Origin of the sequence: Geomonas sp. RF6, assembly GCF_021044625.1 — a bacterium.
Classification (GTDB): Bacteria; Desulfobacterota; Desulfuromonadia; order Geobacterales; family Geobacteraceae; genus RF6.
Window position 1 is genome coordinate 3320197 of the sequence record NZ_CP087999.1, and the last position, 13685, is coordinate 3333881.

11 protein-coding genes are annotated in these 13685 nt (G+C 63.7%); 10 read left to right on the forward strand and 1 reads right to left on the reverse strand.

Translation table 11 applies throughout. The features are described 5' to 3' along the window. Positions 1-70: 70 nt before the first annotated feature. The 10 genes from LPW11_RS14340 to LPW11_RS14385 all read left to right on the forward strand — a co-directional run bounded on the left by LPW11_RS14340 (position 71) and on the right by LPW11_RS14385 (position 10685). Entirely contained in the window at positions 71-874 is an 804-nt protein-coding gene (locus LPW11_RS14340; protein WP_230994556.1) for an NlpC/P60 family protein, read from the forward strand. A gap of 101 nt (positions 875-975) precedes the next feature. Further along, entirely contained in the window at positions 976-2217 is a 1242-nt protein-coding gene (locus LPW11_RS14345) for a DUF1015 domain-containing protein (RefSeq protein ID WP_230994557.1), read from the forward strand. 45 nt (positions 2218-2262) lie between these two features. After that, positions 2263-2733: an FKBP-type peptidyl-prolyl cis-trans isomerase gene (locus LPW11_RS14350; RefSeq protein WP_230994558.1), complete on the forward strand. Its 471-nt coding sequence runs from the start codon at positions 2263-2265 to the stop codon at positions 2731-2733. A 76-nt stretch (positions 2734-2809) separates the two neighbouring features. Further along, on the forward strand, positions 2810-3739 hold the full coding sequence (locus LPW11_RS14355; RefSeq protein WP_230994559.1) for a DUF4140 domain-containing protein: 930 nt from the start codon (positions 2810-2812) through the stop codon (positions 3737-3739). An 88-nt stretch (positions 3740-3827) separates the two neighbouring features. Further along, positions 3828-5159: a class II fructose-bisphosphate aldolase gene (locus LPW11_RS14360; protein WP_230994560.1), complete on the forward strand. Its 1332-nt coding sequence runs from the start codon at positions 3828-3830 to the stop codon at positions 5157-5159. Positions 5160-5300: 141 nt separating this feature from the next. Then, the gene (locus LPW11_RS14365; protein WP_230994561.1) at positions 5301-5675 is read left to right on the forward strand and encodes a PilZ domain-containing protein; all 375 of its coding nucleotides are present in this window, start codon (positions 5301-5303) and stop codon (positions 5673-5675) included. Further along, positions 5668-6465 carry an HD domain-containing protein gene (locus LPW11_RS14370; RefSeq protein ID WP_230994562.1) on the forward strand — a complete coding sequence of 266 codons (798 nt, stop codon included), beginning with the start codon at positions 5668-5670 and terminating at the stop codon, positions 6463-6465. Before LPW11_RS14365 ends, LPW11_RS14370 begins: the two co-directional genes overlap by 8 nt. A gap of 48 nt (positions 6466-6513) precedes the next feature. Further along, the gene (locus tag LPW11_RS14375; protein ID WP_442899824.1) at positions 6514-7458 is read left to right on the forward strand and encodes a Tim44 domain-containing protein; all 945 of its coding nucleotides are present in this window, start codon (positions 6514-6516) and stop codon (positions 7456-7458) included. 90 nt (positions 7459-7548) lie between these two features. After that, positions 7549-8781, forward strand: a complete 1233-nt coding sequence (locus LPW11_RS14380; RefSeq protein WP_230994564.1) for a ChaN family lipoprotein — start codon at positions 7549-7551, stop codon at positions 8779-8781. Positions 8782-9296: 515 nt separating this feature from the next. Beyond that, positions 9297-10685: a radical SAM/SPASM family putative metalloenzyme maturase gene (locus LPW11_RS14385; RefSeq protein ID WP_230994565.1), complete on the forward strand. Its 1389-nt coding sequence runs from the start codon at positions 9297-9299 to the stop codon at positions 10683-10685. Between the two features lie 263 nt (positions 10686-10948). Here LPW11_RS14385 and LPW11_RS14390 read toward each other — a convergent pair whose 3' ends face one another. Further along, positions 10949-13654, reverse strand: a complete 2706-nt coding sequence (locus LPW11_RS14390) for a M6 family metalloprotease domain-containing protein (RefSeq protein WP_230994566.1) — start codon at positions 13652-13654, stop codon at positions 10949-10951. Between the last annotated feature and the right edge of the window lie 31 nt (positions 13655-13685).

Here is a 13685-nt window from a genome sequence, read left to right on the forward strand (position 1 = left end):
GATGAGCCATATTTGAGAAGGGCCCCGGAGGGGCTTTGCGGGTGGCAGCACCCTGAAGGATTTGCAAAAGATGCAGAGATTAGTGATTGTATGCGTGTTGGTTCTGGGGCTTCTCTCCCCTTTTGCCAGCGGTTGCGCGGCGCAGCGTGCCGGGATCAGGAGCCTCGGCTTCGCCATCCAGGTCGGCGCCTTCTCCGAGGTGAAAAACGCGGAGAGGCTCACCGCGAAGCTGCAGCAAAAGGGGATCGAGGCCTTCTACTTCAAGAGGGAAAACGGCATCTACGCGGTGCGCTTCGGCGACTTCCCCATGAAAGAGGAGGCGCGCCGCACCGCGCAGCGCCTCGTCTCTGACGGGATCATCTCCTCCTACTTCATCGCCGCCCCCCGCCCCGAAGGGGGTGAGGTCCGCGAGGTGACGATCGAGAAGGCGCCCGCCCCCTCCATCCAGTCACCCCCTCCGCGCAAAAAGAAGGAACTCCAGGAAACGCGCCGCGCCCCGAGCGACATGGGTTCGGTGGCGGCGCGCACCGCAGAGCGGTTCGTAGGGATCCCGTACCGCTGGGGCGGGGACAACGTGGTGGAAGGGATGGACTGCAGCGGCTTTGTCCGCGCCGTCTTCAACCTGTGCGGCGTGAACATCCCCCGCACATCGCGCGAGCAGTACCGGGTCGGCGATCCGGTGGGGAAGGGGGAGCTGAAGGAAGGGGATCTCGTCTTCTTCGGCGGCTCTTCGGAGGAGATCACCCACGTGGGGATCTTCGTGGGGAACGGTCGCTTCGTGCATGCCCCGCGGCGTGGCGACGACATCAAGCTCTCCTCCATCGAGGAGGGGTACTACCTGAAGAAGTTTGTGGGCGCAAAGAGATATTTCTAGGCGGGAGAGGTCGGGCCGGTTACAGCCGGGCCGACGATGGGTTACAGAGTCGCGCCGCCGCCAGCCGCGGCGGCGCCTGAAAAATCAGAAAAGAGGTACTAATGGCATTTATAAAACCGTTCAAGGGGGTGCGTCCCAGGAAAGAGCTGGCGGAGAAGGTCGCGAGCCTCCCGTACGACGTGATGAACACGGAAGAAGCCGTCGCCATGGCGACGGGGAACCCGGTGAGCTTTCTGCACATCTCCCGCCCGGAGATCGACCTCCCGGCCGGAGCCGACAGCCACAGCGACGAGGCGTACGCCAAGGGGAACGAGAACCTCCAGTCGTTCCTCGCGGAGGGGGTGCTGGTCCAGGACGAGACTGAGCGCTACTACGTGTACCGCCAGAAGATGGGTGGGATCACCCAGACCGGTCTCGTGGTCTGCGCCGGCGTCGACGACTACCAGACCGGTGTCATCAAGAAGCACGAGCTCACCAGGGCTGACAAGGAAGAGGACCGGGTGCGCCACATCGACGAGCTGAACGCGAACGACGAGCCGGTTTTCTACACCTACCGGCACGACGCGGAACTCACCGCCCTTATCGACGAGGCCACCTCTACGGAGCCGCTCTACGACTTCGTCACGGACGACGGCGTCTCCCATGCGCTCTGGGCGGTGGCCGATCCTGCCGTCGTGCGGGAGCTGACCGGCAGGTTCGCGGCGATCCCCATCCTCTACGTCGCCGACGGCCACCACAGGAGTGCCGCCGCGAGCCGCGTGCGCGACCTGCGCCGGGCCCGCAACCCGCAGCACACCGGGGAAGAGGAGTACAACTACTTCCTGACCGTCATCTTCCCGGACAACGAGATGACCATAATGCCGTACCACCGCGCGGTGCGAGACCTGAACGGCAGGAGTATCGCCGAGTTCATGGCGCGGGTCGCGGAGCAGTTCGAGGTCACCCCCCTTGCCCACGCCCTCACTCCGGTGCGGCGCCACCAGTTCGGCATGTATCTCGCCGGCACCTGGTACGAGCTCGTGCCGCGCGAGGGGAGCTTTACGGAGGAGGATGCCGTCGCCTCCATGGACGTCTCCATCCTGCAGGACAACCTCCTGAGCCCGGTCCTTGGGGTGCGCAACCCGCGCACCGACCAGCGCATCCACTTCGTGGGGGGGATCCGCGGGGTAGGGGAGCTGGAGAGGATCGTCGACTCCGGCGAGTACGAGGTCGCCTTCTCCCTCTATCCGACCTCCATTCACGAGCTGATGGAGCTTGCCGACGAGGACAAGATCATGCCGCCAAAGTCGACCTGGTTCGAGCCGAAGCTCAGGAGCGGTCTCTTCGTGCACCTTCTGGACTAGATTATCTTTCTCCGGCGATCCGGAGTTTTCGTGGAGGAGTTGTTGATGCGCATTGTAGAGAAGTTTATGGTAATGCTCCTTCTGGCGGCGGCGATTGCGATCCCCGCCTGTTCCCAGAAGGATGCCAAGAGCGGTACCGAGCCCGCCACTGCCGCGGCGCCCGCCGTACAGGGAGAGGTGAAGACCCCTTCCGGCCTCTCCTTTACCGATCTGGTGAAGGGAAGCGGCGCCGCGCCTGTTTCCGGGAAGTCGGTGACCGTGCACTACACAGGGTGGCTGGAGAACGGGCAGAAGTTCGACAGCTCCGTCGACCGCGGCGAGCCCCTTGTCTTTCGCATCGGGACCGGGCAGGTCATCCCCGGGTGGGATGAGGGGGTCATGGGGATGCGGGTCGGCGGGAAACGGAAACTGGTCATCCCGCCGCAACTCGGCTACGGCGCAAACGGAGCGGGGGGAGTCATCCCGCCGAACGCCACCCTCGTCTTCGAGGTCGAGCTCCTGGACGTGGAGAAGTAGCGCTTCCTTGCAAAAGCGGCGTCAGCCGGTACATTGATCCCTTGGAACCTGCCCCCGGTCGATTTCGAGGTGACCCATGCGCCTGATGCCGCTTTTTCTCGTCCTGCTCCTTTCGTGCGAAGCCTTTGGCGAGCAGAGAACCGTCACCCTCTACCTCGACGGAGCAAAGGTCGAGGTGGAGGAGAAGGGCCGCGAAGGGTACCTGGAGTTTCCCCTCCCCGCGATCGTTCCCGGGTCGCTGCGGGTGAGCGCCCCCGGCGGGGCCGTCAACCGGGTGGAGGTGGTCTCCCGCGCACTTGAGCGCCCCTCCGCGAAAGAGCGCGCACGGCTTCAGGCGCGCAGGGGGGAGGTGGAGGACCGACTGAAGGCGCTCGAGGTGCGGGAGGAGGTCTTCACCGCCGCCGCCCGCTCCCAGAGCGGCAAGAGCCTCAGGAAGACGAAGAACAATCCGGAGCCGCTCGCGGCGCTGCGCCAGGGGACCGAGTTCTGCCTCGGTCAGCTCGAGGGGGTGTACCGGGCGCGCAGGAAGTGCGAGGCCGAGCTGAAGGAGATCGACCGGGAACTTGCGGAGGGGCGCAGGGGAGGGGCGGTGGCGCAGGTCTGGCTGACCGGCAGGAAGGGGCGCATCTCCTATCTCACCCTTTCCCGGAAGTGGACCCCCGCCTACAGCTTCAGGGCGAGCGGCACCGGAAAAGCTGAGCTTCTCCTCCACGCGAAGCTCCCCCCGGCCGAGCAGGGGGTGCGCTATCTAGTAGCCCCCGGCACTCTCGCCGGCGTCTCGACCGGGCGGGAACTGGCCGGCGATTTTCCAGTCCTTGCCCGCTACGAGCTCCCCCTGGCGAAGGAGGAGTACCTCGAGCTTCCCTATCCGTACCTCTCCATCGCCTTCAGCGGCGGTGAGGGGTGGTGGCCTCCCGGTGAGGCCGCCGCTTTCTGGAAAGGGGCGTATGTGGGAGCCGGGCGTTTCGCCGGAGGGGGTGCGGGAGAGCTCGCCTTCGGGAAATAGCGGCAGCTCCCTTGCCAACCTCTATTAGAATGTTATAAGTATACCGTTTATGAAATGACCCCTCTTCATGAGGAAAAAGGAGGAAGACATGTCAGCAACAGGTGCGGAGTCCGTCAAGACGCTCGATTTCGAGCAGGGTTCGGTAGCAGATCAGGAGTACGTGAAGGCGCTCGAGATCGGCCGCCCCCCCAACATCGCGAAGCTTTTCCCCAACTCCAAGGCACTCATCGTGAGCGGCAAGGTCATCGACCGGGCCATGAGCGCCAAGGGCCATGCCATCTCCATCGCGGCCAACGCCCGCAATCACTTTGTGATCCGCGGCGTGCTCCAGGCGGCGCAGCGCGCCAATTCCGCCGTCATCATCGAGATCGCCAAGTCCGAGGGTGGGCAGAAGGCGTACTGCCCGGTGAACTACTGGAACATCGCCCGCCAGGTAGACGCCGTTGCCAACGAGCTCGGCATCACCATCCCGATCGCCATTCACGCCGACCACTACGGCATCAAGGGTAAAGGGGACATCGACGCCGCGAAGGTGGAGATCCCCTCCATGTTCGACGCCGGCATCACCTCCATCGCCATCGACGCCTCCCACCTCCCGGACGACCAGAACCTGGCCGCCAACCTGGAGCTCAACACGTACATCCCGGCCTGGGCAGGGCTGGAGACCGAGGTCGGCGAGATCAAGGGGAAAGAGGGGCTCTCCACGGTGGAAGAGGCCGTCTTCCTCATCAAGGGGCTGAACGCACACGACATCTTCCCCGACTGGATCGCGCTGAACAACGGCACGACGCACGGGATCGAGGCGAGCGACGCCGGGATCCAGGTCGACCTGACCGCACAGATTCACGAGGCGTTGAAGCCGTTCGGCATAAACGGCGCCCAGCATGGCACCTCCGGCAACAGCTACGACAGGCTGCGCGACATCGCGAAAAGAACCCGCACCACGAAGGCGAACGTGGCCACCGCCCTGCAGTTCGTCTCCTGGGGGGTGGAAGTGAACGACTACGGCAACGCGAAGCTCGACGCCGAAGGTAAATTCGTGAAGGTGCCGGGGGAGGGGATGACCGAAGAGCTCTGGGCCGAGATGGTGGCGTACGCCGAGTCGAAGGGGTGGAAGAAAGGGGACTTCAAGAACCTGAACCTGCCGTTCGAGAACAAGCTCCTCGCCCAGCCGAAGGAGGTCCGCGAGCGGATGGTGAAGCGGGTGGAGAACTTCACCTACAAGCTTCTCACCGAGGTCTTCAACGCACAGGACACCGCACCTCTGGCCATCAAGGCGATCCTGCAGGCGAACTCCTGCCAGCTCCCGCCGAAGGCGAAGCGCATCGAGGACCCGGCACAGTGGACCGCCGAGAAGTTCACCGAGCGGGCGAAGGGGCTGCACAAGGAGAAGGGGCCGCAGGGGAACTTCGACGACTGATCCGGCGCGGCTGCCGCAAGAGTACGAAAAGGGGGCTACGGCCCCCTTTTCACGTGCAAGGGGTAAGGTTCCCATGGCCGGGGGATCTGAGGCACGAACGGTTGCAACTACCTGAACTACCATGAATTCGGAGGGACTGCTATGGATGAGAAGCGCAGTTTTTCACGGGTCGGCTTCAAGGTCAACGCACTCCTGCAGGGGGAGGGGGTGGCACTGAAGGGGGAAGTAAAGGACTTGAGCCTGCACGGCGTGTTCGTGGAGACGGAGGGGGCCCTGCCGGTGGGGACCGACGTGGAGCTCACCGTCTACCTCTCCGCACCCCCCGATCCGGTGGTGATAAAGGTAACGGGCTCCGTCGTGCGCTCGGGAGAAGGTGGGATCGGCTGCACTTTCGACAAGATCGACCTCGACTCCTTCGCGCACCTGAGGCGCATCATCTCGTACCAGATGGGGAGCGACGAGCAGGCGCTCTCCGAGTTGGCAGCATACGCGACACAGAGGGGATGTAATGACTGATGAAGTACTGGAGAGGGATATTCTCTCCGTTTTTCGTACCTGGTTTTCTTCGTTTTGCGACTCGTACCGGGAGGATGATCCCGAGGCGCAGCGCAATCTGGATCTGAAGGAGCTTCACACGCTGAAGGTGTGCGAGGGGGCGCGTCTCATCGCTTCCGGCGGGAGCGCGAGGCGCCTTCTTTTAGCCGAGAGCGCCGCCCTCTTTCACGATCTCGGCCGCTTCCCGCAGTACCGGAAGTACCGCACCTTCAAGGACAGCGAGTCGGTAAACCACGCCCACCTCTCGGCGCAGATTCTTTCGGAGAGCGGCCTTCTGGAACGCCTCACCCCGGAGGAGGGTGAGAGCGTCCTGTGCGCGGTGCGCCTGCACAACGCCTACCTTGTCCCGGACGATCTCACCCCCCAGGCCGCCGATCTCCTGAAGATCGTGCGCGACGCCGACAAGCTGGACATCTGGCGGGTCTTCCAGGAGTACTATGAGGCTCCCGCGGACGAGAAGGCCTCCGCAGTCCCCCTCGGCTTCCCGGACGAGCCGCGCTGCAGCGGCGAGGTGCTGGAGACGCTATCATCGGGGCGCATGGTGGCGCTCAGCCAGCTGAGGACGCTGAATGATTTCAAACTGCTGCAACTGAGCTGGGTGTATGATATTAATTTCACTGCCACCCTTTCCCTGGTGCAGGAGCGCTCCCTTATCGACGGGGTCTCGGCGACACTTCCCCGCAAGGAAGGTGTTCTGGCGGCGGTCGAGAGGGTGAAGCGTTACGTCGAGGAGAGGGTGGCGGCAGGGTAACGACAGGAAGATCACCGAGAGAGGAGAATTTTGATGCACAGAAGTGCGATGCGTATGGCCCTATTTTCAGTCGTTGTCACGATGATGGTGGCGCTCGTTGAGCAGGACGCGTTCGCCCGCGCCGGCGGAGGGAGATCGTTCGGGAGCAGGGGGAGCCGCAGCTACTCCCGCCCCATGTCCCCCCCCTCGCAGATGCCATCCCGGCAGTATGCACCGTCCCAGCCGTACCAGGGACCCGCGCAGGGCCCGTACCAGCAGCCGCGCAGGGGATTCGGCTTCGGCACCGGCCTCCTCGGCGGGCTCGCCGGCGGCCTCCTCGGCGGCATGCTCTTCAGGTCGCTCGGCTTTGGCGGCGGCTTCGGCGCCGGCGGGGGGATCGGCCTCTTCGACATCCTCCTTCTGGCGGGGATCGGCTACCTCCTCTTTCGCTTCATCAAGAAGAGGAGCGGCGGAGACCGCCCTGCCGGGGGGAGCGTGCTCCAGATGGGGGACTACCAGCGCCAGCCGTACGAGCAGACGAGCTTCGACGCACAGCAGGGGCCGGGGGACGTGGATGCCGGGCTTTCCCACATCCGGCAGATGGACCCCTCCTTCGACGAGAGGCGCTTCGGCGACGACGTCATGGACCTCTTCTTCCGCATCCAGGGGGCGTGGATGAATCGCGACCTGTCGGGTGTGAGGTCGCTCCTGACCGACGAGATGAGGGGGATCCTGCAGCAGGACGTGGACAGGCTGGTCAGCGAGCACCAGGTAAACCGCCTGGAAAACATCGCGGTGCGCAAGGTCGAGGTGAGCGAGGCGTGGCAGGAGGGGGGGCAGGACTTCGTCACCGCCCTCATCTACGCGAACCTCCTCGACTACACGACCGACGACCGCACCGGTGCCGTGATCTCCGGGAGCAAGAGCGAACCGGTGAAGTTCGAGGAGTACTGGACCTTCACGAGGCCGGTGGGGAATAACCCCTGGAGGCTCAGTGCGATCAGCCAGAAGTAACGATGTGCAGGGGGGCGCTCTGTGCGCGCCCCCCGCTTGCATTTGCACCGGCCCCGAATCGGGGTGCGGTGTCTCACTGGAGGGAGTTCCATGCGTTTTCTTTCTTTCAGACATGTCTTCACTGCCTGCGCCATCCTGTCCATGACCGCCTGCTGCACCGCCGCCAAAAAACCGATGGGGAATGCCGAACACCCGTATCCGCTCCCGTCCCCGCCGAAGGTCGGTGACATCGCCCATCTCCCCACCGGGATCGTGGTGACCCCGGAGCAGATGCTCAATGTGGCCGCCGACGCGCGCATCGTCTATCTTGGGGAGACCCACGACAACCCTGCCTCGCACCGCCTCGAGCTTGAGCTCCTGAAGGGGCTCTCCGAGCGGCACCCGGGTATGCAGGCGCTGGGGATGGAAATGTTTTCTCCCTCCCAGCAGCCGGTCCTGGACCGCTGGGTGGCGGGGGAGTTGGACGAGAAGGCATTCCTCAAGGAGTCCCACTGGTTTGATCAGTGGAAGATGGATTTCGAGTACTACCGCGACCTCCTTGTCTACGCCCGCGACCACAAGGTACCGGTAATCGGGCTGAACGCGGAGAAGAGCGAGATGGCGGCGCTGCGCGGCAAGAAGGACGAGGAACTGACCGCGCAGGAGAAGGAGGCGCTCTCAAAGCTCGACTTCAAGGACCCGTACCAGCGGGCAATGGTGCAGGCCGTCTACGGCGGGCACATGCACGGCGCCATGGGGCTCGACTCCTTCGTGCGTGCGCAGACCATATGGGACGAGACGATGGCGGAGTCGATCGTGAACTACCTCAATTCCCCTGCGGGAAAAGGGAAGAGGATGCTGGTCATCGCCGGCGGCAATCACATAAGCTACGGTTTCGGCATCCCGCGCCGCGCCTTCCGGCGCCTCCCTGCCTCTTACGTCCTCGTTGGGGGGGAGGAATTGCACGTCGGGGCGGAGAAGCAGGATCGCATGATGGACGTCCAGTTCCCCGAGTTCCCCATGGTCCCCTACGACTTCCTCGCCTACCTTTCATATGAGGATCTGCCGAAGAAGGTGAAGCTCGGGGTGCAGATCGAGAAACCGGAGGCGGGCGCCGGGGTCCTGGTGCAGGACGTGGTTACCGGCTCCAGCGCGGAAGCCGCGGGGATAAAGAAGGGTGACCGGATCCTCTCCATCGACGGCGAGACCGTCTCCGAGAGCTTCGACCTCGTCTACGCGGTGCAGCACAAGCGCCCGGGCGAGCACGCCGTACTGGAAATCGACCGGGGAGGGGAGCGCAAGAAGCTCGACGTCACCCTCAAGGAACCGGGCGCCGCCCCGTAGCGCCACAAAAGGTTCCTGCGCGTTTCAGGGGCAAGGGACGTGTAACAGATTTAATGGACGAAATGCGAAGAAAATAATGGATTGAAGCCTCTTTTAGTGGGAGAGGGGGCGTAAGTAACTTGGCCCGTCTTCCTTTAGCAGCGCAGGAGCTCAGGCGTCCCCTCCCTTTCAAGGGGAGGGACAGGGTGGGGATGGGGTAGAAGTTGGAGACCGCGCGTGAGCTAACCCCATCCCCCTCCTGTCCTCCCCCTTGAAAGGGGAGGGACGCGCCGCCCACGGCTTAGCTCCCATTCGGCTCCCCTGAGCCCGATTTAGATGTCCTACCTGAAGGCCCGTCGGCACCCTGCCGCGGGCCTTCTTCGCGTCCACCCACGCCGCGCCCCCAGTCCCCGGTTTCCCTCTTTCCGCCATTTCTCAATTCTTGACCTACGTCACAATCCTTCCCTCGTAATGTTGCTATTTTTCTACCATCCAATGCTCTACTATCCACTGTCCAACATATCGGGGAGGCCGTAATGTCCGCTCAAAACTCAGCGCTCAAGATGATCCAGGATTATGTATCGCCACAAGAAAGGGAGGTGTTCGAGGTCCCGGCACCGCCGCCGGAGCATCCGGCGCTGCGGGAATACCCGTCCCGGCTCTTCGTGGAAACGACGACCCGCTGCAACCTGAAGTGCCGCATGTGCGTCAAGCAGACGGAAGGAAACTGCATCGCCGAAGGTGACATGGCGCCGGAAACCTTTGCAGCCCTCGAACCGGCGCTCCCCCACACGGAGACGCTGGTCCTGAACGGCATCGGCGAGCCGCTGCTGCACCGCGGGCTGGAGAATTTCATCCGCCGCGCGAAGGAGTTGATGCCGCACGGATCGTGGGTCGGGTTCCAGAGCAACGCCCTCCTCCTGCACGAGGCGCGCGCCCTCTCACTCGCCGAGGCGGGGGTCGACCGGATCTGCCTCTCCATGGACGGCGTGAACCCCGACACCTTCCGCGAGATCAGGGAAGGAGGGGAGGTAGCGGACCTGGAAAGGGCACTCCTGGCACTTGAGAAGGCGAAGTCGGCGACCGGGTCGGCCCTTCGCGTCGGGATCGAGTTCGTGGTCATGCGCGAGAACGCCCGGGAGCTTCCGGATGTGCTGCGCTGGGCTGCGGCGAAGGGGGTGAGCTTTGCGATCGTCTCCCATCTCCTCCCGTACGAGTCGGAGCATATGGGGAGTGTCGCCTTTGATGCCAACAGCGACGAAGCGGTGGAATTCTTCAAGCCGTGGCAGGAGCGTGCCCGTCGCGAGGGGCTGGACCTGCGGCGCTATTTCAAGATCCTGGTGAAGTATCTTCGCGCCCGCACCGCGGAGGAGCAGAAGATCGTCGACCTGGTGCAGGCGATGAAGGACGAGGCGCGCAAGCGCGACATCTTCATTCACTGGGACAACCTGCTCGCCAGGGACGAAGGGTGGATCGAGGAGCTTGGCGCGATCTTCGCGGAGGCGCAGGCGGTGGCGGACGAGGCCGGGCTCGAGCTGCAGCTGCCGGCGATCATGCCGCGCAGCGAGAGAAACTGCGAGTTCGTGGACAACGGCTCCGCCTTCATCTCGTGGGACGGAGGGGTTCACAACTGCTACTTCCTCTGGCACCGGTTCAGCTGCTATTCATCCAACAGCAAGAAGTATGTGCAGCCGAAGGTATTCGGGAATGTAGCGGAGCAGGGGATCAAGGAGATCTGGAACAGCACGGAGTTCCGGTCGTACCGCACGCAGGTGCTCGGGAAGGATTACCCGATCTGCTCCAACTGCAACCTCGTGCCGTGCGAGTACCTGTACACCGAGAACTTCGAGCAGGACTGCTACGCCAACACCGTCGCCTGCGGCGACTGCTACTGGTGCATGGGGCTGTACCGCTGCTTGCAGTAGGGTGGCGAGGTGAAATGTAGGCGGAATAAGCGCAGCGTTTCCGGCGATACATCTTGCGGCCGACGACCGATGCCGGGAACGCCTCCGGCTTATCCCGGCCTACATAGAGGACATTTTCACGAAGCACTGGACCTCGCGTTCCCCCCTTTGCGAAGGGGGGACAGGGGGGATTTGCCTCGCTTCCCGCAACTCCCCGATATACCCAATAAAAACGCCCCGCCGAAAGATCCGGCGGGGCGTTTTCCATTCCATTTGCAGGAGCGCTACCGCACCGTCCACGTCACCTTCGTCGGCACCGTCGACCACACCCCATAGGTGCTCTTGGCGTACACCGCGAGGGTGTGGGTGCCGGACCGCACGTTTGTCAGCACGATCTTCTGACTCACCGGCGTCTCCGCACTCAAGGCACCTCCATCGAGGGAGTACTTGTACGCCACCACATTCGTGCCGCTTACCGTGAAGGTATAGCTGTTCGTCACTGTCGATGTCCCGGTGCCGGTCGGAACGGTGTTGCCGGCGATGACGTAGCTGCTCGTTTTCACCGCCTCCACATTCCCCGCTGCGTCGACTGCAAAATATTTCAGCGTCGTGCTCGCAGGCACAGCTATGGGGCTCGCGTACCTCGCACTGGCTGTCGTCGGCGTAGTGCCGTTGGTAGTGTAGTAGATCGTCGCGCTTTCATTTGCCACCAGCGTCACTGTCTGTGCCGCGGCGTACGATCCGCCCGGCGGGGTCGCCGTTGTTGTGGGGGCCACCGTGTCTATGGTCCATTTCACAGTTGTCGGTGAGGCACTCGATTGCCAGTTCCCGGCGGCGTCACCGGCAATTGCATACAGGGTGTGGACGCCGTTGGTTAGCCCCGACAGGGCGGTGACGGTCCCCGCGGCGACGTTTCCGGACCACGCGGCGCTGTCGAGTTTGTAGCGGTAGACGGTGACTCCGGCATTGTTGACCGTGAAGCTCACCGAGGTGTTGCGGGTGACTCCTCCGTTCGATGCGTTGGCGAGTGTGATCGCCGCCATCGGGGCAGAGGTGTCGAGCGTAATGGTATCGCTGGCGACAGGGGAGACGGTTCCGGATGCGTCGCGGAATCGAGCCGAGACGGTACGCGTTCCGTCCGCACCGGCAGCAAGCACCCAGGCTTTCGTGGTCGCGTACGCCTGCCAGCCGCTCCAGTTGGTCCCGTCGTTGCTGAAGGACATCTGCTGCACTGTCGCCGGTGCCGGGGCGATGGCTGAAACGCCGAGGGTGACCGAAACGGTATTGGTGTACTGGGCGGTGCCGTTGATGGTGATCGTGCCGGTGAGGGTCGATGCGGGCTGGCTGAACGCGACCGTCATGCTGCTGCCCGGCACCGAGATGCTGTTGAGCCAGCGGTAGCTCGGCCCCCCATAGAAGGCAGAAGACGGGGTGCTGGTGGCATTGAAGCTCGTGTTGTTCCCGCTGTAAAATAAGGTCTGCTGCCGCCCGTAGCAGGTCGGTGTGGTCATCATGTCGCACGGCTTCGCCGCTTGTGCAATGACCACACCCTGGTGCGCCGCCGCTCCCGACTGGTTCGTTCCCATCGCGTTGTCGACGTGCTCGACGAGAAGCCCTCCGCTCCAGCTCCCAAGGAGGCTGGTCATGCCGAGATCCCACCCCTGCGGCCTCCTGTTTTCCACTAGGTAATACTCGGTGGCGCTCAGTGTGGTGTTGGTCATCTTCAGGGTGTTGCCGGCTGCCGCCAGCGGCACACCGAGAGTGACAGAGGAATTTCCGGCCGGCACCAGCGGGGTGGACCAGCCGGTATACTCGCGGCTCCAGGCATCGAGGCCGACGGGGGTCGTTCCGGCGCTTTCCCCGGGCGCCGCGCCCCAACTCCCCGCCGCCATGAGAGAAAAGGCGCCGAGGCCGGCGTTTCTCTGGGCGGTGTCGTAGAGGTCCGGGAGTCCCACGAGCTGGTGCCCGAGCTCATGCGCGATGACGCCGATGCCGTGCTGCACGGAGGAGTTGTTGAGCTCGCCGCTGCGTGCCCATACCGGGAAGTAGATTCCTGCCGCGCTGAGCCCGCCGGATGAGTACGATGCCGCATGTGCCCAAACGCTGGGGATCCTGGAGCTCCCGGACTGCTCATACCCCGCGACCACGAAATAGACCACCGCCTCGTTACGCTCCAGGAGCCGGTCGCCATCGGTGTCCAGCGTGGAGAAGCGGACATACTGGTCCGCCTGGTTCAGCGCCGCCGCCACCCACTTCTCCTCGGAGGTGCCGTTGTACTCGTGCGGCATCGCCAGGTTTACCGTTACCACGCCGGCAGGTTTGCCGCTTTGGGTGTGGGGAACGGGGGTGATGGCGAGCTTGCCGAAGGAGTTGTCCTTGTAGTAGTTGGCGACCGATTTGACCCCCGCCGTCGTGCTGAACACCGCGTCGTACCACTGCTGGGGCGTGGTCACCATCGTCCGGTCGCTGAAGTTCACCAGCACGATGAGCAGCTTCTTCGAGCCGGAGACCGGAGAGACGGTCCATCCGGAGGAGGGGGAGATGGAGGAAGATGCCGTGGCCGTCGTGCCGGCAGCTTTCTGAACGGAGCGCACAGCCGCTCCTGTTTCCTTCAGGCGCTGCTGGTACATCTTGTTGATTCCCTCCAGATGCCGCTTTTCACGCTCCGTATCGCGCCGGGGCTTGACCCCCGCAGGGATGAAACTCGGGGCGTTCCTCCCGCCCGGGACGACCTTGATGTTGCTCGTCTGCAGGGTGCCGTCGGGAGCCTGCTCGGCATACTCCCACACGCCGCTCCTGGGGTTGCGCAACACGGTATGCCCGGTCTCCGTCGATTCCAGCCAGTGCTGGAATTCGTCACCGCGCGGCTTTGCCTTGAAGCTCGTGCCGTCCGGTTGGCGCACCTCCGTCGTTTCGGGTACAGCGGGACCGGCAAAGGCTGAGCTCGCCGCCACGAGGAGGCGCGCAGCTGTCAGTATCGATTTTTTCATTGTGGAGCTCCTTTTCCTGCCGGGGTAGGGA